A 22,433-nucleotide genomic window follows, 5' to 3' on the forward strand; every position below is an offset into this window, starting at 1 on the left:
GGAGTAGGTTCTCCGGTGTAATTTTTCTTATAGGCTTAATGATTCAGGGAGTGGAATAAATGTTGAATGCAATTGTAATATTTATATTTGCAGGACTTGCCGAGATTGGCGGAGGTTACCTCATTTGGTTATGGTTAAGAGAAGGTAAGTCATTTTATTTGGGTGTGTTCGGGGGCGTCGCCTTAGCTTTATATGGTATTATCGCTACATTTCAAACATTCCCATCTTTCGGCAGAGTATATGCTGCGTACGGTGGTGTATTTATTGTTCTCTCTGTATTATGGGGATGGGGCATTGATAGGAAAACACCCGATTTATATGATTGGATTGGTGCATGTATATGTTTAATTGGTGTTTCAGTGATGTTGTTCGCGCCTCGCCAATGAAATGCAAAAAACTCGCCTTATGGCGAGTCAGCTTGTAGAGAAAGTATACTTGAAGACGATTTCATCAAAAATCTCTTGAAAAATATTCGTATCTTAAAAAGGGTTCGGCGATTCCAACTAATAGTTGTATGATCAGGCACCGGGTCATTCAGTTTCAAGCCCAGGAACCATCGGTAGGCTACGTTTGTCCTGATTTCACGTTCTAATTGACGTTCAGACCGAATGCAAATCGAGTGCAACTGCTTCTACTTTAAAACCAAATATTTCCACCTGACGGTCTAATCGGGAAAGATAAGGAACGGAATCATGAACATTTCCTGTAATTTGTTAACTATATTATAGTAGATTAACGCGGTGAAATATTAAAATTATTAAATAAAATAATAGGCTGTGGAGAGTTTCTCGACAGCCTGACTCGCCTTATGGCGAGTCTTCTTGTGGCAGGCTTATTCGTATTTACCCAGCATTGCAGCAACGCTTTCTTTTCTTCGTTCAGATTTCTAACAGCTTTTAAAAAGTTATAGTATGTCTCGGCACCATAAGCATCTTTATCATTTTTGAAAAATAGCTCAAATGTTAGTGATTCAGCTTCTTTGACACTACAATTTCGGAAACTCATAAGTAACTTTAAATACGCCAGAAAATATTCTTTCTTCAATGTTCCTCCGTGGTTGACCGTCATTAACTACACTCCTGGTCATCGTCCGCTGAGCAGCAATGCTGAGTTTCTTTACTGGAAGCTTTCTTTTCTTCCTTTACTTCCTCGATTTTCACATTACAACAGCTTGAACCTTTTTCGGTTTTCTTGAAAAGATTAAACATTGTGATCACCCTCCATATTATAAAAATTACACCAAGTAAAAAATGAAGCCTAAAACAGTAGACATTGTCACAACAGATAAGACAAACATAACAACCAATTCTTTCTTAAATATGGATTTCAACAAAATCACCTCTGGAAGACTTGCACCAGCAGAACTGATAAGCATAGCCATTACGGGGCCTAGTGCCATTCCTTTCATGATCAGTATTTGCGATATCGGAATCATGCTCGAAAGTCGAATGTACAGTGGGACACCGATGACAGCAGCGATTGGGATGAGCCACCAGTGATCCCGTCCAAAGAAAGAAGAGATGAATTCAGTTGGAACTAATCCGTGAATGACTGCTCCAACGGCAGCACCGATAATCAAATATGGATAAACACTCTTCATTAGGTCCACCGTTTCTTTCACAGCCAACTTCCAATTAAACTTCTGTGCTTTTTCCTCATAACCTGACATCACTACATTTTTAACGTACTTCTCAGCCCCTATTGCCTCCAGGGTAAAACCAATGAAAATGGAGAACACTGTCGTCAAGACCGTGTAGATAATGGTTACTTTCCATCCCAGTACTACTCCCATTAATGTCAAAATTGTTGGATCAAGAACAGGGGAAGCGAACAGGAATATCATAACTATCCCGAAAGGCATTTTCTTTTTCAGCATATTGACTACGACTGGTATTGTTGAACAAGAACAGAAAGGCGTGATGAACGCAAATACTACGGCAAAAATTGCTCCGATGAACCGATTTTTACCCGCCAATTTCTTTTCGATTTTTTCATATGGGATGTACCCTTGCAGAAGGCTGATGGTAAATGAAATAACAATGAACAAAACGGTTAATTCGAGAGCGATATACAAAAAACTTTTTAGCGTATCAATCCACACAATGACTCCTCCTTTTTACGAAACACATGGAAAATTGCAATTGCACTCCTTCGCTGGTATGCACATGCGATTCTTGGAAGAAGAAAAACGTTGGATTAGTGAAAGCCAAAAACTATCCTTTGGGATAGACTGGTATTTCCAAGCATCCCGTGCCGCCCTTTCGATTTCCTCCAATCTGGCTTGAATCACTAATTCATATTCATACATAAGTTCTCCCCCTTAATCAAATTATATTGATATATTAATCAAAAAAAATTGATGAATACCCTAAAAAAATTAGCAGGTTGGTCTGAACAGACAGCAGAGTTCTTCCGACAAGAGATGGTTGATCTCTTTTTGGTTTAACTGGTAATAGCTCCAGGTTCCTTCAGTTCTTTTTGTAATGATGTTTGCGTCCAATAAAATCTTTAAGTGATAGGATAACTTGGATTGTGCCATATCCATTAAAGGAGCCAAATCACAAACACACATTTCGCCTTTTTCTGTGAGGATGTTCATTATTTGCAATCTCTTTTTGTCTGCAATCGCCTTGAACTTAAGTTCGTATTTTTCAAATATTTCTTCCTTTGATATACCTTCTAAAGGAATCTGTAGCTTCATTACTTCACCTACGTTTCTAAATCAAAAAGTTTTGATGTATTTATGATATATCCATTATTTTCATGTGTCAATATGTTTAATCAAAGAAAATTGATTAAGTTGATTTCGATGCCACTACCCTTGAAGTATTAAATAACGTTGTTCATCATTAAATAATTATCTATACAGATTAGCTTGAATCACATTCACTAATCCCTGACCATTCGATATGCTGCATATGCGCGCTTTATGGAATGGGTTGAATCGTTTTTTTTTTGAATAGGTAAGTATTCAACAGAGAGTCTTTCCTTGTATATGCTCTTTTTTTGTTGAAATAGTATATTTAATTCATTTCGAACGTTCTGCAAAACGAAATTTTTCTTAAATAAGGGTTCGTTACTTAAAACTCTAGTAATGTCCTTAAGGTCAGAATATATTCGGAATGGTTTGATTCCGAACCCCTTTTGGGCATTTCTTTTACTTTTTCTATCCCAAGGGTGAACTGGACCTCTGTTCGTTTCGTTTATTAGGCCATTTGTAGAAAGACTGGGGAAGGAGTCCCTGCTAACTGGGTACCAGGTCAATCTGGAATTATTAGAGATCCAAAGTACATTGGTAGAATTTAAGGGCTACCCAATAATCGTATTTTAATAAAAATGAGTTATTATTATACTTTTTCGGTTTTATCGGTAGAGATTCTTTAATGTGTCACTTTTTAATTCAACTATAGGGTGTGTTGATTCAAGAAGGATTAACGCTTCTTCTCGTAAATTTATTGTACTAACGGTGCAGCTTAGTTTAAGAATAAAATCAGAGTCCAAAGGAGTGATTTTATCTTTGTTGAATCCGTCGAATATAGGCACTTCAGGTGCTTATTTTTTATATAAAGATTTAGTTATATGTCAAGTAGGACCAACAAAAGAAGCAGACGAACTTGGAGTAGTCAGATTTGGAGGTCATAGAGAAGAGGGTGAAACAGCGTGGGAAACGTGAAGCGTGAAGTTTTTGAAGAGGCTAAAGTAAAAATAACGCCTTTTAATCCAAAGGTGATTTTTTACCTTACTAAGTGGAACTGAGGGTCGTATAGTTAGTTTAACGTATCTACTGCTCCAATTCTAATTAAAGGCAACGAAGCCTCCTTTTACTACCGTAGTATCACAATAACGAGAGTAGCCTTATCCAAATGAGGATTAGGCTTTTTTTATCGCCACCAACCCAAGTTGTTTGAATAGGACAATAACATGTCGCATAGACAAAAAATTTTCATTAAGGAATTTATTTTGGATGAAGGAAACTTTTTAAATGTGACGAATATATATAGAAAATGGGGGGTGAAAAAAGATGAATCCACGTATTCAGAAGAAAATTATCGTATATGCAATGATTTGCAGGAAGTTAGGAATTTTTAGCAAGGAGGAATACAGCCAAATTGTTGGGATATCTATTTCTGAATAAGAAGAGAGCAAGTGCTTATTGGAACCCTGAAATCTTTTCTTGTTAGATCACTAGCATTGTGACTATGCCAGCACTACGATTTGGTGCAAGGCGATTTTTTTGCTCAAAAAGTTTCCTTTATGCAAAAAAAGTGCGGAAGGTAAATAATATTTGTTAAGGAAGAGAGGGTATGTCCATGTTAAAGTCGATTAAAGGTTTATTCATCCTGTTCATCTCAATAGGAGTTCTGCTAGCTGGCTGTTCAGGCGAACAGGCAGCAAAGAGTGAGAATGGCAAAATCAATGTAACATCAACGATCGGAATGATTGCTGACGTTGTTAAGAATGTTGGAGGAGAGCATGTAAATTCAACGGGATTAATGAAATCTGGGGTCGACCCGCATCTGTATAAAGCTTCTCAGGGTGATATAAAGAAGCTTGATGAGGCAGATATGATCTTTTATAACGGGCTTCATCTGGAAGGGAAAATGGTAGACATTTTTGAAAAGATGGAAAAGCAGAAACCGACCGTTGCGGTAACTAAGGATATTCCTGAATCAGAGCTGATGGGAGCCAGCGATGGTGTTTACGCGCACGATCCGCACGTATGGTTCAACGTAAAGCATTGGATTTCAGTCACAGAAACCATTGCGAATGAACTTTCCAAGTTCGATCCAGACCATGAGGAGGACTATAAAAAGAATGCCGAAGAATACATTGCAAAGCTGGAGGAGCTGGACCAATATGTAATCGAACAAGTAGCAAGCATTCCTCAGAAATCCCGGGTGCTCGTAACAGCTCATGACGCATTCGGTTATTTTGGCGAAGCATATGGCATGAAAGTGATGGGCCTTCAGGGAATCAGCACGGCTTCTGAATATGGTTCTAAGGATGTAAGCAATCTGCGAGACTATCTTGTCGACAACAAGATCAAGGCTGTTTTCGTTGAATCAAGTGTACCTCAAAAAGCGATTGAAGCTGTAATAGAAGGTGCGAAGGAAAAAGGACATGATGTAAAAGTTGGCGGCGAACTATACTCGGATGCAATGGGCGAAGCAGGAACAGAAGAAGGCACTTATGTTGGGATGGTAAGGCACAACGTTGATACGATTGTGAAGGCACTAAAATAGAAGGAGATGATGGTAAGTGGTTTCACCAGTACATGTAAGTAATTTAACGGTTGCGTATCAAAAGAAGCCAGTTCTGACGGATATTTCCTTTAGTGTTCCTGAAGGAAAGCTGATTGGGATCATCGGTCCGAATGGTGCTGGGAAGTCCACGTTGATTAAAGCAATCCTTGAATTGATTCCATTGATTAGCGGTACTGTAAAGGTTTTCGGAGATTCATATAAACATAATCGGAAAAAAGTAGGCTATGTTCCTCAAAGAGAATCAGTTGACTGGGACTTTCCAACCGATGCACTCGATGTAGTGACAATGGGGCGTTATGGCCACTTGGGATGGTTTAAAAGCCCCGGTAAAAATGATTATGCCATCGCAATGGAATCCCTCGAAAAAGTCGGAATGGGCCAGTTCGCACACAGGCAAATCAGTCAGCTATCCGGGGGCCAGCAGCAGCGTGTCTTCCTGGCACGCGCACTTGCACAGGATGCAGAGCTTTATTTTATGGATGAACCATTCGTTGGAGTAGATGCAGCGACAGAAAAAGCAATCATCACCTTGCTCAACAATTTGAAGCAGCAAGGAAAGACGGTTTTGGTTGTACACCATGATTTGAACACGGTAAAAGAGTACTTTGATTGGATCATGCTCCTTAATAAAGAATTGATTGGAATCGGTCCGACGGAAGAATTATTCACAAAAGAGCTGCTGCAGAAAACGTATGGCGGGAAATTGACAATGCTTGAAAAAGACTCCTCGCCCATGATTATCAGCTAAGGAGTGTGAGGAAAATGAACTGGCTCGGAATTTTCCAGGACCCAAATACGCAATGGATCTTACTAGGGTCAATGCTGCTGGGCCTAAGCAGCGGAGTCATCGGCAGTTTTGCCTATTTGCGCAAGCAATCGCTGATGGGAGATGCTCTGGCTCATGCAGCACTGCCAGGAGTGTGCATTGCCTTTATGATTACTGGTACGAAATCAATTCTCTACTTTTTGATTGGTGCTGCTGCTGCAGGAGTGCTCGCTACTTTCCTGATCGGGTATATAACAAGGAATTCACGAATTAAACAAGATTCCGCGCTCGGAATTATCCTGACGGTCTTTTTTGGATTCGGGATCGTGTTATTGACACAGATTCAGCATGGAGACAGCGGGAATCAAAGCGGGCTCGATAAATTCTTGTTTGGCCAGGCGGCATCGATGATTCAATCGGATGTTTACACAATGGCAATCATAAGCGGGATTCTTGTTGTTTTGTCGTTTTTGTTTTTCAAAGAATTTAAGATTCTGTCATTCGATCCGGGATTTGCGAAAGGGATTGGCTTGCCCGTCATGTTGCTGGACCAATTTATCATGCTGCTGATTGTGACAGCAGTTGTGGTAGGGATACAGGCTGTTGGCGTGGTATTGATGGCTGCGCTGCTGATTACTCCGGCTGTAGCTGCGAGGTATTGGACAGAGAAACTGCACATCATGGTGATGTTGGCAGGACTTTTTGGCGCGCTGAGCGGCTTTGCCGGAACCGTCATCAGTACGATGGCCAATAACCTTCCGACCGGACCGCTTGCCGTACTGTCTGCCACCGTCCTATTTGTTTTCTCTGTGATCTTTGCCCCAAAACGAGGGATTATCGCAAAGAGCCTGATGCAGATGTCAGCTAAAAGGGAATACGAGAAACAATACTCTAAGAAAAATATCAAGGAGGAATCCGTCTATGAATGATGTATGGATCATCCTCATTGGAATTCTTGTTGCCTGGTCATGCAGTATCTTAGGCTGCTTCCTTGTCCTTAGGAAAATGTCGATGATTGGTGACGCAATCAGTCACTCCGTCTTGCCGGGCATAGTCATCGCATTCTTGTTCAGTGGAACAAGAGATTCCTTCATTATGATGCTAGGAGCGGCAGCCATTGGGCTGGTTACTGTCTTTCTTATCCAGATGTTCCAGAACTCTGGAGTTCAATCGGATGCCTCCATCGGTGTGGTCTTCACGGCTTTATTCGCCATTGGGGTCGTACTGGTCAGCATTTTCACAAGGCAAGTGGACCTTGACCTTGACTGTGTATTATATGGAGAAATAACTTATGCTCCTTGGGATGTCCTCGATTTCCGGGGGACTAATATCGGACCTAAAGCGATATGGGGGATTGGTGCAAGCTTTTTTTTGAATGTTGTGGTGCTTGGATTATTTTACAAACAGTTCAAGCTTTGTTCCTTTGACCCTGCCCTGGCAGCTGCACTGGGCATACCGGTTGCTCTTTTTCACTATTTACTGATGGGACTAGTTTCCATTTCAACGGTTGCTTCCTTTGAAAGTGTTGGAGCCATCCTTGTTGTCGGTATGATCATTGTGCCCGCTGCTACTGCCTACTTGTTGACAGAGAGCCTTGGAAAGATGATTGCCATCAGTATGGTTGTTGGTGCCATCAGTTCGATTGCGGGATATTATGTTGCCTATCTTCTCGATGCATCCATTGCTGGCTCAATGATCTCAGTAGCAGGTGCAATCTTCTTCATTGTATTCCTGGTTTCTCCAACCCATGGGATCATTTTCAAGAAATGGAGAAGGAAAAAATTAATCTCTGAAATTTCATGATGGGACTTCATAGCGGAAAAGGAGCAACTATATGAGCTGATATTTACTATGTAAGGGGATGTTTAAATGGCATCACCAAGTGCGGAAAAGTATCTGGAAGAGATCTATAATATCCTTCAGGATAGAGAGTTTACAAGTGTCACTGAAATCGCAAGATCATTGAATGTTTCCTTATCGTCTGTAACTAAAATGGTCCAAAAGTTGAATAAAGAGAAGTATCTTCATTACCAGCGATATGGGAAAATCCGAATGACGGAAAAAGGAAAAGCAAAAGGGAAGGAATTAGCTCTGAACCATAAAATATTAGAAGAGTTCTTCCGTTTAATTGATCTTGAAGCAGAGCAAATCGATCGAGAAATAACGAATATCGAATACTACATCAGTGGCAATGCAGTCTCGAAAATAAAAAATTTCATAAAGAAAGAGAAGGGACAATAAGGAATATTGTGGGAATGAAGTGATTAGGGCAGCAAATCCTTAATCACTTATTTTATTAGGAAAAAATAAGCATCTTTACTAGTGCGTGGTTTACATTATGTATGCATGCTATTAGAATTTTTTGTAAATTTTAACTGGCATAACTTTACAATTTTTATCATATACCAAATTATGAATGACAATGGGAGCTTCTTTTTTATGTTGAATAAATTGCAAGAGCTGAGATTCGTCAATCGGATCAATAAGATTCTAAAAAAGAATTGCATTGAAATAGCCCATTTTATCCCGGGCAGGATTCGCCTGAGGTCAACTCTTTGGAAGAACAACGCTTTCCAGGTTAAGCAAATCATCAGCCATTTTGAAAATGAGAGCCGAATTGTTTCCATCCAATACAGTCCTGAAACTGGCAGTCTATTAATTAATTATGATTGCAGCCCGGTCGATAGCGTCGCCCAAATAGAGCTTTGGGTTGAACAGATTGAACGACTTTCGTTAAAAGTTAATCGATAGAGGAGACTTAGTATGATTTCATCACTTGTTGGTTTAGGGGCATCTTTAGTTGCGCCTAAACTATTTTCTCAATTAAATGACCAAAAAGTAGAATTTGTCCACGCAATGCCTGGAAGAGTCAGGCTTAAGTGCAGCCGCTGGAAGGATGATACAGTCTCAAAGCATCTCGTAAAGATGCTCAGCCAATTAGAAATTGTGAAGCATGTAAGTGCCTCTCCGATTACTGGGAGTTTATTGATCGAATTTGTTGTCCCAAGCCTGACTCCGGAACAATTTGATGAGCTGGTAAAGCTTGCGGTCAACACATCCGTCAACGCGTTCCCGCATACGGAGGCTAAGCTGATGAAATCAATGAAAAATACCGTTTCATCTGTGGACGGTTTGATCAAAAAAAGGACTTCAGGCAAAGCAGATGTCGATTCATTGCTTTCATTATTCTTAATCATTTATGGCATGGCTGGATTTTCAGCTAACCCGGCTTTTTCAAGCAGCTTACTTTATTGGTTTTATACTCTCATCACAAAAGAGAAAGGATAAGTTATGGAATATAAACTTGCTTTAATCCATTCCATTCCTGGAAGGACAAGATTGAAGCTGGGCGTGAAATACGGAAACGCAAACGAGTATGAAGCGTTTTTCCGGTCCATCCCCTCAGTCTATTCTGCTACATACACAAAGGAAACTGGATCATTGCTTCTGTACCATGATCCGCATATTACATGGAGTGAGCTTTTCCAAAGTACTGAAGCAGATCATGTAAAACACGAACCAAGAACCCCAACAAAGATTCCTCTCATCCAAATCATTGCCTGTTTTAGTGCATTTATGTTCGATCTGATGAAAGCAACACCTCTTCAGGCTTCAGGACTCATGAATCTATCAAGACCATCATCCATCGCAGTATTGCTATCATCCTATCAGATTTTCAAAAGCGGGATTGTGTCTATCCTGAATAATGGCAAACCGAATGCGGACACACTGACATCTGCAGCATTGCTTGCCTCCATCATAAAAGGAAACCCAAAATCCGCGCTAATCATATATTTAATGTCTACTATCAGTGAGTGGCTAACAGATTTTACGGCTTATAAAACAAGGAACTACGTCAGGGATATGTTAAGTGTAAAGGCTGATTCAGTTTGGAAGGTGGACTCATCTCGAAGGGAGGTTAAGGTTCCTGTCGATGAAATAAAAGCTGGTGACCAGGTAGCTGTCTTCCAGGGTGAAAAAGTCGCCGTCGATGGAAGGATCATACATGGAACAGCACTAGTTGATGAATCATCTATTACGGGAGAATATATTCCAAAAGAACTCACAATGGGTGACAGTGTATTCGCAGGCAGTGTCCTATCCGAAGGAAGCATAAAAATTCTGGTAGAAAAAGCAGGAGATGATACGGCAATATACCGGATGATTCACCTAATTGAAGAAGCTCAGACGAAACAGGCACCGATCCAATCTTCAACTAATCGGTTGACAGAAAAGCTGGTACCCATCTCTTTTGCACTCGCAGGCCTGGTATATCTCGTAACAAGAGACTGGAATAAGGTGCTCAATATGCTTGTGATTGATTATGTTTGCGGTCTGAAACTTTCGACAGCTACAGCCATTTCATCCTACATCGGTTTGGCCGCGAAAAAAGGGATTTTAATGAAGGGCGGGCAAACGATTGAGAAGCTGGCACAAATTGATACAGTCATCCTGGATAAGACCGGGACAATCACCGAGGGCAGCCTGAAGTGACACGGATCATCCCTTTTAATGGTTTGAATCTAGAGGATGTGTTAAAGGTAGCAGCTTCCGTCGAAGAGCATTCCTCCCATCCAATTGCAGAAGCCATTTGCAATAAAGCAAGTGAGTTGAACATACCCGTACCTCAGTATGAAGAACTTGAGATGGCGGTTGGCAAAGGGATAAAAGCGTCCGTCAACGGCAAAATGGTACTAGTCGGAAGTAAACGATTCCTGACAGAATGGGACATATCATTCGAACCTTTAAATAACATGAATGGTGAAACTGCAGATCGTGATGCCAATATCGTTTTTGTTGCATATGACAAGAAGCTGGCCGGGATGATCATCTTGGAAGACAAGGTAAGAGAAGGAATGAAAAAAGCCATCAACCAGCTGAGGAGACATGGTGTCGATGAATGTTATGTTGACGGGTGACCAGTACCATCCGGCGAAAAAAATCTCTGACGACCTTGGAATGGATGCTTTTATCGCAGAAGCCCTTCCAGAAGATAAAGCAAACTTTGTCATGAGATATAGAAATAAATCAGAACACACCATGATGGTCGGAGACGGCATAAATGATGCTCCAGCACTCGCCTATGCCGATGTAGGAATAACAATGGGAACAAAGCGGACGGATATTGCAGTGGAAACGGCAGACGTAATCATCACCGCGGATGATCCACTGGCATTGGCGGAAGTGATTAAAATGTCTAAAAAAACGATGAAATTAATCTATCAAAACATGATCGTAACGATACTGGTGAACAGTGCTGCTATCTTAATGGGAACGGTAGGTCCCATAAGCCCGGTTATCGGAGCGGCAATCCGTAACGCGGCAACGATTGCCGTTGTGTTGAACAGCGGAAAAATCATTTTTTTAGGGGGGGAAAGCGAGTGGAAGCAAGTTATCGAATCGTACACAGCATTCCCGGCAGATTAAGATTGATCATTCCTGCGCTAGCTGATAAAACAGACTACTTGCATATTGAGCAGATGTTTTCAGCTCTGAAAGGGGTGAAACTGGTAAGAATTGAACCAATCATTAAGTCTATGGTCGTTGAGTATGAATCTAAAGTAGTTGGAATTAAGGTGATACTTAGGTATATTTCACTTTTTTTCCGCCAGACACAGTTTGACCCGCTTGATCGATTCATGGTTCAGGTAAGGCCGGATATCAGAAAAGATTTTCTCCGTTCCCTTTGCACAGGATTTTTGATTCTGATCGCTTATTTACGAAAAGGTGTCAGCCCGACTCCCAATGTTTTTGAATATGGAGCGGTAATCTCAACTGCTTATACCGTTCTTTCACATGGAGAAAACAAATTCAGGCATCCTGATGTATTAACAGGAATGGTCAGTATGTTCTCTTTAGGAACTAATAACATATTACAAGTCGCAATGGTTACCTGGGCAGTGAATGCCTTGGAAATTTTCCACGATATGCGAAGAAGTCAAAGACTTCTTTAAATATAAATAAAATTCAAGGGTGAATCCGCATGCCTTTAAACAAAGATTTTCTAATGGGATTTGTATCAGGTACAGTATTTGGAGCGGTTGGATATCGTGTGTACGAGCAAAATTACGGCCAGCTAAAGAACCTGGTACAAAACAATGTGCCAACCTTAAGCTTCCAAGCACCCCGTAACGAGCTCACCATTGAAGAACTTGTCAGCCAGAAAGAAAGACTGGAAGATTTATCGCGGAGAAGAATGCAGCCGCATCAAGATAACCACAGTATTTTGAAGGAGCAGCCATTAATGGTTGCTCTTTTTATGGCTTGCATTGAAAAATACTCATGCTAATAGTCATAAGTTTCTATAAAATTTAAACATAGACTTATGAAAGGAATGCTATCTTGATGATAGATGACACCGATGACGATTGCAATGATAGAGATGATGATTCCCAAATAGATGACTTTACAAAGGATCGATGAATGGTTTCCAGCGATCCTTTTGCAAACCTTACGCCAATATAGTAGGGACTTGGTGGACGAACGCGTCAGTTTTAATTGTGACGAGCGACATAAAAATATTGAATATCAAAACCTTGAATAAGACAAGGTTTTGATATTTTTCGAAGTATAATAATTTCTCAACTTTATGGCACAAAGATACTTAATAAGTTACCAAAGCAACAAGTCGATCAGTAGAGTAATTATAATTAACACCTACATAAGCTTTAAAAATTAAACGAGAAAATTTATATTTTTTGGCTTTTCTTCTCCTTAAGTCTATTTAAGCAACTCTTTATTTTCCTCTTGTTTTATCTAAAAAATAAGCATTAATCCAGGAATTGGGATAATTACAGCTATACCAATTCCGGCACTAAGTATAGTAATCATTTCAGCACTGAATACTTTTGAATGACAACTTCTCCAACAGAATAAGATAAATCTATAAACCATATAAGTAATGCCATATCGCCTCCAAAGAAGACAAAGAATAACGTATTCGTATTGGTTCCTAAGATATCCCCCCCAATACTTAATCCGGATGAGAATAAATCTTTTCTGCTAATTAATGGATTATGATAAAAAATTTCGCGCATGGGCGATGTAATAGAAATGGTGACATCAGTAATGGCCCCTATTGTACTCATCAAGATCATTGATGCTCCAATTTTAACAAAATCTACCCTTATATGTTTCGACCACTTCCCCGTCTTGCTTGTCGAAACTCACTTTGCAAAATGGAAAATTGCAGACGTACGCTCGTACGCATCCCGGTTCTTTTTTTATTTAATCAAACGTTTGATTAAAAGCAGGGAAAGCCCGTTCAAATAAGGGAAAAAGTGAATTGGAAACGACAGTAAGGCTTCAGCCAGGAATAATCACAATTATAATGTTATATGGTGTTATTTGGTAAACGGCATGGGAGATTAGAAATTTTCTGATTCAAATGTCGTACGGAGTATAATACACCGACCTATGAATTAGATTAGTAAATTACCAGATAGATAATTAAGGGGAGTTATTATGGTGAGGAAAAAATGGGTGTTGCACGGTGTCGTCATTGTCTTAATTGTGGTGGTGATTTTTGCTTTGGACCGATATAAGCTTTATAAAGAAGAGAAGCCGCCCGTTCCAGTTGTAACGGCGGGCGGAACTGCAATAAAACCTGTTTTGGGAGCTTATAAGTGGAACGGCCAGCCAGAGAAGAATGTAAAATCAGATCCTGCCGAACTTTTAGCAGAACAAAAACGGGCTTTAGTTGACCCAGGCTCAACTCTTGAAATCCGTTTTGATAAAACACCTGAAAACATTACATACGGCTGGTATGATCCATACGAAAAAAAGGTCTTTTGGGAAGAGCAAAGCTATATGTACCATATGTGGGAAAACGGAACCTTCACCTATCCCAATACTGCTGATCGGTATACTACTGTAATCAAGGCGGAATGGGAAGAAGGACAAGTGACTTATTACTTCGACGCCCAAGTGGAAAATAAGTTTTCTTATCAGGGGTATTTATCGGATGTAAAAGGTTCTTTTAGTTATGTTGTAATAGAGAAATTTTCTGAAAGCGCAGGATTTACGATCCCATATGAATTTAGCCGATCTTTTCATAAAGGGCAGTCAATGGAGATGGATGCTGATAACTTTAACACCTCACATCCTGAGCTCCCCCCTATCTCCGGCGTACCCGCTTATTTGATTTTTGATCATGAGAAGCTGTTATATCAAACGGGTGATAAAGATGAATTATTGAAATGGTTAAGTGATACATTTGATATAAAACTGATCAGCCCCCAATGGTATTCAAAAGTACCGGGCAAATTATCTGTCTTAGCGGTTTTGAAACCGGAGGATGGATCAGTCGAACGCCTGAAGAAGGAAGAAAATGCGGGATTGATCAGCACCATCGAAGTTGTAGATAAATCACCCTATCCTCAAGATGTCGATATGCAGGCACCTATGTATTATGTGTTTGATGAAAATACAAATGTATTTATAGCGTACGATTATAATTCTTTACAGATGTTCCTGAATGACTATGCGACCATGAATCCTCAATAATTAGTAAAATTAGTGTGTGGCTTTACGCATTTTTGACATGAAGTGCCTGGCCAACTACTCGCCAGGCTTTGCTCATTTAAACCGTTCCTTTCGGGTACTTCTTTTTAGAAATCTCCCCACTCACCTATTAATAATACCTTCAAAATAATCCAACTACATGCCTGCCCCATTAGTTGATTATCATTGCATTTTTGCTCGAAATATGGTGTAATGGATTCATATTTTTATACCAAATAGTATAAAAATGACCTGGTTACTATAATAACATTTTTTATAATAAAGGACGGCGCATGAGAGAAATTGAAGGGACTATAAGTGTCCAGCAGCAAAAAGCTTCAGATGTCTTGCTTATCGATGGAAAGCCCGTGTCAAAGGCGGCTTGAACGGGAAGATGGTAACGCTGCAAATTGACTGTGAATCGGGGATTTCCCGAACGTTCAAGGGTACTGCTGAGGTGTTTTACTTTGAAGGGAGTTTCACAGCGGAGTAAAATATGTTAGTGATTTTTTCGTCGAAGATGATGATATCATTGAACTATGATAAAGTATGCGGGGAAGAAGCTGAAACTGTCAGTTTCAATTCTCTAGGTACCTACGCCCAATTTTTATACCTTTTAGTTTAGAAAGTATCAATGCTCATGACAAGGAGGGGAAGCGCAATGGGAATTGTTGTTGTTGAAATTTGTGATGGCAGCCTGATTACGGAAATCCCGCTGGAAGAAATTTTGGAAGCAGAATACCCGGAAGTTGCGGTCATAGAAAACAGCTGCCTTTCCTTCTGCGGAATGTGTGCGAAAAGGCCGTATGCGATTGTAAACGGCAAGCGGATATTTGCCAAAACTGCCGAAGAATGCCTGGAGCTTATTAAAAAGCACATTGAAGCAGAACTGGCTGTTTATGCATAAATGAAGGATGATAAAATGAAACCTAGTGCCGTATTGAAGGACTGCCTGTTATTTCCGAAAAAGGAAGCAGTAGTGCGTTTGAATAAACTAGATATGAAAAGTACGATTATTTACTTTTTCATATTAATGATCGTCATGTTGCTTCCTGTGGAAATCCGCCTGCTTTTTGAGGGGAATCAGGGTAATAACAGTCTCTATATCACCCAGGTGCTTATATTGTCTCCGTTGTTCATGTTTTTTTATGGATTGGCGGGAATCACCTTTCTGGAAGGATGCAGTCTTGTGCTTAGCAGACTTTTGCAGAGAAAGTTAAAATTTCAGCTCCTGTGGAAAATGAATATATTTGCTTTAACAAAACCAGTTATTGCCGGGGTTCTTGCCCAATTTATTATTGGGTCCAGTCCCGTTGTTACATTGATTGTCTTCATAATACTCGCTGTCAGCATCGTTAGAATGGTCTGCGTTTACCCGAAAAGCAGGGAAAGAAGCGGGACATTTTTAAACTCTAAATAATTGAATGGGGTGCCTTTTGGCACCTTAATCATTAGCGTAATAGGCAATGTTCGTTAAACACAGGGAATTTCAGGTACGTGGATTACGGTCAAATACAGATGATTTGAAAATGATGAACCCTGATATGTTTATTCGTGTTGGGGAACCGATGGCCAATCGTACTTTCATCCAAACAAGCGGAAAGGCAGATATTTATATAAAGCCGGTAGACGCGGAGGAAGCCCGGAAAATAACAAAGTACGCTTTTGGGAGAAGTATCCCGCTGACCATTCTTGGGTTTGGAACAAATGTGATAATTCAGGATGGCGGCATCAGGGGAATAGTCATGAATTTGGATAACTTAAATAAAGTCTGGTTAAAGGGAATAAAATTATCGCCGAAAGCGGAGCCAGCATCATCAATGTTTCCAGGGATTGCAAATTATCAGGCCTGGAATTTGCGTGCGGCATTCCAGGGAGCTTACGGTGGTGAAATTTCTTATATACTAGAAACAGTTAAAATCATGACGATGTCCGGTGAGATACTCAATCTACAAGCAAGGGATTTGCAATTCGGACACAGGACCAGCGTTTTTGCAAAAGAAAAGTATATTGTGTTAGAAGCAATATTCCAGTTGGAAGAAGATCAGCATGAGCGGATCCAGGAGCAAATAGAGCGGTTTACATACCTTCGTCAGCAAAAACAGCCTCTCAAATACCCATCTTGATGGAAATAATATCGTAGCCAAGCGAAAAAAGGAGTTTAAGAACTATATGGAAAAGTATCGCATCGATCCCGGCAAGGGCCTTGAATTTGGACTATATACATTAGGTGACCACATCCCGGATCCCCACACCGGAAAGCGCATTTCCGCCCAGCAGCGGATCAATGAAATCATCGAACTTGCCAAGCTTGCTGACGAGGCGGGCATTGACTTTTTCAGTGTCGGGGAAAGCCATCAGGACTATTTTGCCACACAGGCCCATACCGTCGTTTTGTCAGCCATTGCCCAGGCGACAAAAAATATTAAAATTGGAAGTTCCTCAACAATCATTAGCACTTCCGATCCGGTACGTGTATATGAGGATTTCGCGACAATCGACTTGATCTCCGATGGCCGCGCCGAGATCATTGCCGGCCGTGCATCCCGTGTCGGGCTATATGAACTGTTGGGCTACAATCTTCGCGACTATGAAGCGTTATTTGAAGAAAAATTCTACTTGTTGAATAAGATCAACGAAGAAGAAATCGTCAACTGGAACGGAGAATTTCGTGAGCCACTAAGGGATGCAAGAATTCTGCCACGCCCTAAAGATGGATCACTTCCAATTTGGCGTGCGGTTGGCGGTACTCGTGCAAGCGCGATGAAGGCTGGTTATGCGGGTGTACCGATGATGCTGGCAGCACTCGGGGGCCCGGCAAATGTCTTTAAATATACCATAGATGCTTATCGGGAGGCCGCCAAGAGCAGCGGTTTTGACCCGTCCGCCCTGCCGGTTGGAACGACAGGATTTTTCTTTGCGGCAGAAACGACACAAGAAGCGATGAGAATAATGTATCCGTATATCAATGAAGGGATGAAGCTGACAAACGGACAAGGCTTTCCGAAACAGGCTTTCGCTCAAGGCGCGGACAAACGCAGCGTCATTAATGTGGGCAGCCCCCAGGAAATCATTGAAAAAATCCTGTACCAGCATGAACTGTTCGGTCATCAGCGTTATCTCGCGCAAATGGATTTTGGCGGCATGCCATTTGATAAATTAATGAATAATATAGAAATTATCGGTACAGAAATTTTACCGGCAATAAGAAAATACACTGCTGAAAAATAGGAGGCAATCATCTTGAAAATCGTTGGAATCTCCGGCTCTATCGTTGGATCTAAGACAAGGACGGCAATGAACTATGTATCCAGAGAGTTTTCGCAAAAATATCCTGAGGTTGAATTTACCCTCATTGATCTTGCAGAATATAATCTCCAGTTCAGTGATGGGCGCAGTTACCTCGATTATGAAGGTGATACCGGATACGTGACAAAAACAATCATGGAAGCTGATGCGATTGTGATTGGAACACCTGTTTTTCAGGCATCCATTCCGGCTACATTAAAAAACATTTTCGATTTACTGCCTGTGGGTGCTTTGCGTGATAAAGTGGCAAGCATGCTTGTAACAGCTGGTTCTGCCAAGCACTATCTGGTACTGGAACAGCAGCTTAAGCCGATACTTTCTTATATGAAGGCGCAAATCGTACAGGGTTATGTATTCATTGAGGAGAAGGATTTTCACAATAAGGAAATTGTCAGCGACGATGTTCTTTTCAGAATTGAACGGCTGGTCGAAGATACGGTTTTACTGACAGAAACCTATACAAAGCTCCTGAAGGAGAAAGAGGCGAAATACGATTTTTAATATTGCAGCACATGAACATCAGCGTGAAAAAAGAGGAGTATGCCCCGCTGGCATGCTCCTCAATTTATTTTCACCAGAAATTTGCAGTGGTTGTCCCCATCTGTCTGGCAGCACGTCCTGCTGATTTGTTCCGTGCCGAGGATGTTTTTAAACAGCTCGGTTTCACAGCGGCAGGCAACCTTGAAATCCGTTGCGACAGAGAAGATTGGGCAGTTAAATTCGGTCAATTCGAAAGTATTTTCATCAATCTGGGCCAGCTCGGCCATGTACCCTTTTTCGTTCTGAATGTCAACGAGTTCATTAAGCTTCTCATGGGCAGTGGTTTTATCTCCGAGCCGGGTGTTGTATTCCCGTGTGAGCCGGTCTTCCCTTTTTTTGAATAAACGTTCAACCGATTCTTCTCCATGGATTTCTTTTATGTCATGAAGAAATTCAACCGTGATGCCTTCGTAATTTTTAGGGAATTGGCCTTGTGCCTTTTTGGACAGCATGTATGTTTGGAGTGGCCTTCCCAGCGGCTGCTTGATTGCCTTTGAGTCAATGAGCCCATCCTTCTCAAGGCTTGTGAGGTGCTTCCGTATTGCCATATGGGTAATTTTAAGCCGATCCGTTAAATCGTTGACCGTCAAGCGTTCTTCCTTTTTGAGCAGATCAAGAATTTTGTCTTTGGTGCTCGTTCGAACAGTATTCATATAATACCTCCAATTCAGGAGAGGAAATTTTAATTTCGTATATTAATTATACCATAAAGTATAAATTATTGACATCGCAAAAAAATCAGTTGATTTTTAGGATGGCATCTTATATTATTTAATTGTACTTATTATACCATTAGGTATAAAAATATAAATCTTAGGGGGATTACATAATGACCACTTATTCACTGCCAGCTTTAAACTATGATTTTGACGCTTTGGAGCCTCATATTGACAAGGCAACAATGGAGATCCACTATGGCAAGCACCATCAAACCTATGTGAACAACCTGAATGCCGCTCTTGAAGGCAAGCCTGAACTTCTGGAAAAATCACTTAAAGACCTGCTTGCGAACCTTGATGTAGTTCCAGAGGCGGTCAGGACTGCTGTAAGGAACAATGGCGGCGGCCATTTGAACCACACCCTGTTCTGGGAAGTTATCGCGCCTGCGAAAGAAAACAATGCACCTGCTGGAAAACTGGAAGCAGCAATAAACGAAGCTTTCGGCAGCTTTGACAATTTCAAAAAAGAATTCGCTGCAGCTGCTACAACACGTTTCGGCTCCGGCTGGGCTTGGCTCGTTGTCGGGGAAAACGGCAAGCTTGAAGTGACAAGCACACCAAACCAGGACAACCCGGTTATGGAAGGCAAGAATGCCGTACTTGGCCTGGACGTTTGGGAGCATGCGTACTACCTGAATTACCAAAACAGAAGACCTGACTATATTGCAAGCTTCTTTAACATCATTAACTGGGATGCTGTAGCAGAAAAGTTCGAGAGTGCCCAAAAATAAATCATTATTGAATGAGGTGCCTTTTTGGCACCTTATTCCATTAGTGGTACGAATGAGGAACACTAGTTGACCAAGGATTGTGAGGTGCGGCAGCATTTCTTCGGAACATGTTGATCGTATTCCAGGGTCCAGTCGCTTTAGATCATAAGTGTGTTTAAATAGGGGGATAAGCAAATGAAACTTGTTGGTGTCTCAGGCTCTTTGATCGGTGAAAAAACATCGAAGGCCGTCCATGAAGTGCTGCAGGCTGCTAAAGCCATCGAACCATCCATCAGCACAGAACTGGTTGATTTGAAGGAATATGAAGTAGAATTCGTAAAAGGCACACCGCTAAGCTATTACAACGCAGATACTGTAAAAGTAGTGAACACAGTTCTGTCTGCCGACTTCCTTGTGATCGGTACACCGATTTACCAGGCATCTATTCCTGGGGCGTTAAAAAATCTGTTCGACCACCTTCCAATGGACGCTTTTAAATCCAAAGTGACCGGCATGGTAACAACAGGGGGCACCGACAAGCACTACCTCGTCATGGAATACCAGCTAAAGCCAATCCTCACTTATTTGAAAGGCATAGCACCGCTAGGAAATGTGTTCGTCCACAATTCCGATTTTGATGTACATAATGAAATCGTCACTGCCGATGTGAACAGCCGCATAAAAAAATTGGCTGAGGAAATGATTTATCTGCAGAAAGGCATTTCGGTGGGAAGTTAAAAAGGTAACGATAATAAAACCATTGATCTTGAGGGCCAAGTGATCAATATAGAGGTATTAAACATTTTTAGCTAAGAATTTAGCTGCCATTGATAAAGGCGGCTTTTTTTGTATTTTGTCTACCATAATAAAAACCCATTGAAATGGCTCAATGGGTTATAATTGCTTACCGTTAATTTAAGATGGTGTGTTCAATCTATCTCTTTAATCGCTTGTGAAACGGTTGAATATGTCTTAATGGACGAGAAATCAATTCCAGCAACGATTGATTTTGTGGCCAGGTCAGGGCGGATGCCAGTAAATAATACATTTATCCCCAGCAGCCTGAGAACATCATAAACTCTGAATAGCTGGCTTGCGACGTAGGTATCAATTGTGAGGATGCCAGAAAAATCTATTATGAGATAATTAACCTTTATTCGGGGGATATCCGGTATTACCTTGTTGAAAATGTAGTCGACCCTTTCAGGATCGACTGTGCCAATCAATGGAAGAATGGCAATCCCATCTTGTATTGGGACAATGGGGGCTGATAACTCATTAATCGCCCGTTGTTTCTCATTCAGCTCTCTTTCTCTGTCATCAAGAACCATGTCTGTTTGACGTTCAAAGGCAAGTATGGTCTCAGTTACAGTGGTGTCGAGCATAAAGTTCACCCGTTTATTAACTGACATTGACTCTTCGGTGGAAAGACCGTGCTCTATTGAGACTTTGGTGATTTGTTCTATCAGCCCTAATCGGATTTGGGGATAGCGTCCTATGATGCTTGAAATTTTGCCTGTCAGGCTGGCCTGCCGCTCCCCGTTTTTTCTGCTCATTTCCATGAAGCCTTGTGGAACTTCATGGCCACTTAAGTTGATCCCTTCAGCTGATAAAACGATGAACTGAGTATAAACACTGTAGTAATACTGTAGATCGTCTATAGCTAATTCAATCCCAAGCCTTTGAACAATATCATCGACGATCTTAACAGCCAAAGACTCGGCATGGTCATTTAGATATTTAGCAACCTTCGCAAACGAATTCATGTCCCATTACCCCCAATTACCTTCTAGTTGGCTTAATTATATCCTTCAACCGAAAGTTTGAATATGAATACAATTTACTTTCCATGTAGATAGCAATTCACCGAAGACTTGGGTAGATAGCGGCCGACGGAATGGTTTTCAATGAATTGGGACACCTTTTGGCTAGCTTACTAATCAAACGTTTGATTGGAAATTAAACTGTAGACTAGCCATTTTTGAATTTACATTAAACAAGCCGGTTCCCGATGGGCCGGTTTTTATCTTCATCTTTATCTAGTGTTAATCAGAAATAAATGGGGGTGAAAGTTAAGGACTGGGTACAGCCTGATTTGATTTTGAAGCACTCGCAATGGGAGCCCCGAGTTACTTATTAATAAGCAGATCCTGCCCCTTCATGTTCATCGAAGACATGATTATCAAGATATTTGTGGAAAAACCATTCGCCCACTCCGATTAGAACGGTCGACAACAGGGCTGCTGTCACCAGATTATCATCACCTACAAAGAGAGCCTTGCCCATTAGGTATATTATCAAGAATGCCAACACAGCATCTGAAGCTGTAGCAATTAAATTACGTTTTCCGTAATCAGATTCGTCACCGGAATTGCGGAAAATAAATAAATCACCCAGTACATACGCAGCAACTGTCAGCACTAAGCTTATTAACAGACTGTCACCCATTTCGAAGTCAAAAATTCCTGTAAGCACAATGAGCAATACTGCTGCAATCATGACAAATTTGATGAGCAGTGCCTTTAAATGATCCATTTATGTTCCCTCCTTTTAAAGATTTATTGATATATACCCCACAAAAACGCAGTAAATCCTTAATTTTCCGTTAAGTTAATTTTCAAAT

General features: G+C 40.9%; 29 protein-coding genes and 3 pseudogenes. 23 read left to right on the forward strand and 9 right to left on the reverse strand.

What is annotated here, in order from left to right; genetic code table 11:
- Window positions 1-59 precede the first annotated feature (59 nt).
- The gene (locus tag CVD19_RS13900) at window positions 60-386 is read left to right on the forward strand and encodes a YnfA family protein (protein WP_101582445.1); all 327 of its coding nucleotides are present in this window, start codon (window positions 60-62) and stop codon (window positions 384-386) included.
- 48 nt (window positions 387-434) lie between these two features.
- Here CVD19_RS13900 and CVD19_RS13905 read toward each other — a convergent pair.
- The 5 genes and pseudogenes from CVD19_RS13905 to CVD19_RS13925 form a co-directional block, all read right to left on the reverse strand.
- Window positions 435-610 (reverse strand): annotated as a pseudogene (locus CVD19_RS13905) (transposase); the annotation flags it as partial.
- Window positions 611-732: 122 nt separating this feature from the next.
- Window positions 733-1,068, reverse strand: a complete 336-nt coding sequence (locus tag CVD19_RS13910) for a hypothetical protein (protein WP_101582446.1) — start codon at window positions 1,066-1,068, stop codon at window positions 733-735.
- Window positions 1,068-1,208, reverse strand: coding sequence for a hypothetical protein (locus CVD19_RS24765; protein WP_180953622.1), 141 nt, complete (start codon window positions 1,206-1,208; stop codon window positions 1,068-1,070). Before CVD19_RS24765 ends, CVD19_RS13910 begins: the two co-directional genes overlap by 1 nt.
- Window positions 1,209-1,234: 26 nt before the next feature.
- Window positions 1,235-2,101, reverse strand: a complete 867-nt coding sequence (locus CVD19_RS13915; RefSeq protein WP_101582447.1) for a permease — start codon at window positions 2,099-2,101, stop codon at window positions 1,235-1,237.
- 276 nt (window positions 2,102-2,377) lie between these two features.
- Entirely contained in the window at window positions 2,378-2,701 is a 324-nt protein-coding gene (locus CVD19_RS13925; protein ID WP_101582449.1) for an ArsR/SmtB family transcription factor, read from the reverse strand.
- Between the two features lie 518 nt (window positions 2,702-3,219).
- Here CVD19_RS13925 and CVD19_RS25495 point away from each other — a divergent pair.
- The 14 genes and pseudogenes from CVD19_RS25495 to CVD19_RS13990 all read left to right on the forward strand — a co-directional run.
- Window positions 3,220-3,306 (forward strand): annotated as a pseudogene (locus tag CVD19_RS25495) (peroxiredoxin); the annotation flags it as partial.
- Between the two features lie 79 nt (window positions 3,307-3,385).
- Window positions 3,386-3,673 carry a hypothetical protein gene (locus CVD19_RS25885; protein WP_142383532.1) on the forward strand — a complete coding sequence of 96 codons (288 nt, stop codon included), beginning with the start codon at window positions 3,386-3,388 and terminating at the stop codon, window positions 3,671-3,673.
- A 631-nt stretch (window positions 3,674-4,304) separates the two neighbouring features.
- Complete coding sequence (locus tag CVD19_RS13935; RefSeq protein WP_374702892.1) at window positions 4,305-5,243, forward strand: metal ABC transporter solute-binding protein, Zn/Mn family; 939 nt, start codon at window positions 4,305-4,307, stop codon at window positions 5,241-5,243.
- Window positions 5,244-5,259: 16 nt separating this feature from the next.
- On the forward strand, window positions 5,260-6,012 hold the full coding sequence (locus tag CVD19_RS13940) for a metal ABC transporter ATP-binding protein (protein ID WP_101582450.1): 753 nt from the start codon (window positions 5,260-5,262) through the stop codon (window positions 6,010-6,012).
- Between the two features lie 14 nt (window positions 6,013-6,026).
- Window positions 6,027-6,959, forward strand: coding sequence for a metal ABC transporter permease (locus CVD19_RS13945; RefSeq protein WP_101582451.1), 933 nt, complete (start codon window positions 6,027-6,029; stop codon window positions 6,957-6,959).
- Window positions 6,952-7,833 carry a metal ABC transporter permease gene (locus CVD19_RS13950; RefSeq protein ID WP_101582452.1) on the forward strand — a complete coding sequence of 294 codons (882 nt, stop codon included), beginning with the start codon at window positions 6,952-6,954 and terminating at the stop codon, window positions 7,831-7,833. The genes CVD19_RS13945 and CVD19_RS13950 overlap by 8 nt, the downstream gene beginning before the upstream one ends.
- 66 nt (window positions 7,834-7,899) lie before the next feature.
- On the forward strand, window positions 7,900-8,271 hold the full coding sequence (locus CVD19_RS13955) for a metal-dependent transcriptional regulator (RefSeq protein WP_101582453.1): 372 nt from the start codon (window positions 7,900-7,902) through the stop codon (window positions 8,269-8,271).
- A gap of 198 nt (window positions 8,272-8,469) precedes the next feature.
- Window positions 8,470-8,781 (forward strand): HMA2 domain-containing protein, encoded by a 312-nt coding sequence (locus tag CVD19_RS13960; protein ID WP_101582454.1) that lies wholly within the window; start codon window positions 8,470-8,472, stop codon window positions 8,779-8,781.
- 12 nt (window positions 8,782-8,793) lie between these two features.
- Entirely contained in the window at window positions 8,794-9,318 is a 525-nt protein-coding gene (locus tag CVD19_RS13965; protein ID WP_101582455.1) for an HMA2 domain-containing protein, read from the forward strand.
- A gap of 3 nt (window positions 9,319-9,321) precedes the next feature.
- Complete coding sequence (locus tag CVD19_RS13970; RefSeq protein ID WP_101582456.1) at window positions 9,322-10,524, forward strand: HAD-IC family P-type ATPase; 1,203 nt, start codon at window positions 9,322-9,324, stop codon at window positions 10,522-10,524.
- Window positions 10,521-10,949, forward strand: a complete 429-nt coding sequence (locus CVD19_RS13975) for an HAD family hydrolase (protein WP_101582457.1) — start codon at window positions 10,521-10,523, stop codon at window positions 10,947-10,949. Before CVD19_RS13970 ends, CVD19_RS13975 begins: the two co-directional genes overlap by 4 nt.
- Window positions 10,927-11,457 (forward strand): HAD-IC family P-type ATPase, encoded by a 531-nt coding sequence (locus CVD19_RS13980; RefSeq protein ID WP_180953623.1) that lies wholly within the window; start codon window positions 10,927-10,929, stop codon window positions 11,455-11,457. The genes CVD19_RS13975 and CVD19_RS13980 overlap by 23 nt, the downstream gene beginning before the upstream one ends.
- Window positions 11,412-11,984 (forward strand): HMA2 domain-containing protein, encoded by a 573-nt coding sequence (locus CVD19_RS13985; RefSeq protein ID WP_101582459.1) that lies wholly within the window; start codon window positions 11,412-11,414, stop codon window positions 11,982-11,984. The genes CVD19_RS13980 and CVD19_RS13985 overlap by 46 nt, the downstream gene beginning before the upstream one ends.
- 29 nt (window positions 11,985-12,013) lie before the next feature.
- Window positions 12,014-12,319, forward strand: a complete 306-nt coding sequence (locus CVD19_RS13990) for a hypothetical protein (RefSeq protein ID WP_257985141.1) — start codon at window positions 12,014-12,016, stop codon at window positions 12,317-12,319.
- A 447-nt stretch (window positions 12,320-12,766) separates the two neighbouring features.
- Here CVD19_RS13990 and CVD19_RS13995 read toward each other — a convergent pair.
- A pseudogene (locus tag CVD19_RS13995) lies at window positions 12,767-13,157 on the reverse strand (YibE/F family protein); the annotation flags it as partial.
- A gap of 340 nt (window positions 13,158-13,497) precedes the next feature.
- Between CVD19_RS13995 and CVD19_RS14000 the strand changes: the two are divergent.
- The 6 genes from CVD19_RS14000 to CVD19_RS14025 all read left to right on the forward strand — a co-directional run bounded on the left by CVD19_RS14000 (window position 13,498) and on the right by CVD19_RS14025 (window position 18,342).
- Complete coding sequence (locus CVD19_RS14000; protein ID WP_142383533.1) at window positions 13,498-14,535, forward strand: hypothetical protein; 1,038 nt, start codon at window positions 13,498-13,500, stop codon at window positions 14,533-14,535.
- Window positions 14,536-15,193: 658 nt separating this feature from the next.
- Window positions 15,194-15,439, forward strand: a complete 246-nt coding sequence (locus tag CVD19_RS14005) for a DUF1450 domain-containing protein (protein ID WP_101582461.1) — start codon at window positions 15,194-15,196, stop codon at window positions 15,437-15,439.
- A 15-nt stretch (window positions 15,440-15,454) separates the two neighbouring features.
- Window positions 15,455-15,952: a DUF1189 family protein gene (locus CVD19_RS14010; RefSeq protein WP_101582462.1), complete on the forward strand. Its 498-nt coding sequence runs from the start codon at window positions 15,455-15,457 to the stop codon at window positions 15,950-15,952.
- A gap of 148 nt (window positions 15,953-16,100) precedes the next feature.
- Window positions 16,101-16,658, forward strand: a complete 558-nt coding sequence (locus tag CVD19_RS14015) for an FAD-binding protein (RefSeq protein ID WP_180953624.1) — start codon at window positions 16,101-16,103, stop codon at window positions 16,656-16,658.
- A 46-nt stretch (window positions 16,659-16,704) separates the two neighbouring features.
- On the forward strand, window positions 16,705-17,763 hold the full coding sequence (locus tag CVD19_RS14020) for an LLM class flavin-dependent oxidoreductase (RefSeq protein ID WP_101582464.1): 1,059 nt from the start codon (window positions 16,705-16,707) through the stop codon (window positions 17,761-17,763).
- Between the two features lie 12 nt (window positions 17,764-17,775).
- Window positions 17,776-18,342: an NADPH-dependent FMN reductase gene (locus CVD19_RS14025; protein ID WP_101582465.1), complete on the forward strand. Its 567-nt coding sequence runs from the start codon at window positions 17,776-17,778 to the stop codon at window positions 18,340-18,342.
- 59 nt (window positions 18,343-18,401) lie between these two features.
- On the opposite strand, the gene CVD19_RS14030 is transcribed toward CVD19_RS14025, so the two are convergent.
- A complete protein-coding gene (locus CVD19_RS14030) occupies window positions 18,402-19,034 on the reverse strand; it encodes a helix-turn-helix transcriptional regulator (protein WP_101582466.1) in 633 nt (210 codons plus the stop codon).
- Between the two features lie 176 nt (window positions 19,035-19,210).
- Here CVD19_RS14030 and CVD19_RS14035 point away from each other — a divergent pair, with 176 nt between their 5' ends.
- Window positions 19,211-19,831 (forward strand): superoxide dismutase, encoded by a 621-nt coding sequence (locus CVD19_RS14035; RefSeq protein WP_101582467.1) that lies wholly within the window; start codon window positions 19,211-19,213, stop codon window positions 19,829-19,831.
- A 174-nt stretch (window positions 19,832-20,005) separates the two neighbouring features.
- A complete protein-coding gene (locus CVD19_RS14040) occupies window positions 20,006-20,548 on the forward strand; it encodes an NADPH-dependent FMN reductase (protein WP_101582468.1) in 543 nt (180 codons plus the stop codon).
- A 191-nt stretch (window positions 20,549-20,739) separates the two neighbouring features.
- On the opposite strand, the gene CVD19_RS14045 is transcribed toward CVD19_RS14040, so the two are convergent.
- On the reverse strand, window positions 20,740-21,576 hold the full coding sequence (locus CVD19_RS14045; RefSeq protein ID WP_101582469.1) for an STAS domain-containing protein: 837 nt from the start codon (window positions 21,574-21,576) through the stop codon (window positions 20,740-20,742).
- A 370-nt stretch (window positions 21,577-21,946) separates the two neighbouring features.
- Window positions 21,947-22,345, reverse strand: a complete 399-nt coding sequence (locus tag CVD19_RS14050; RefSeq protein WP_101582470.1) for a DUF2512 family protein — start codon at window positions 22,343-22,345, stop codon at window positions 21,947-21,949.
- Between the last annotated feature and the right edge of the window lie 88 nt (window positions 22,346-22,433).

This window comes from Bacillus sp. T33-2 (assembly GCF_002860205.1).
Lineage (GTDB): Bacteria > Bacillota > Bacilli > Bacillales > Cytobacillaceae > T33-2.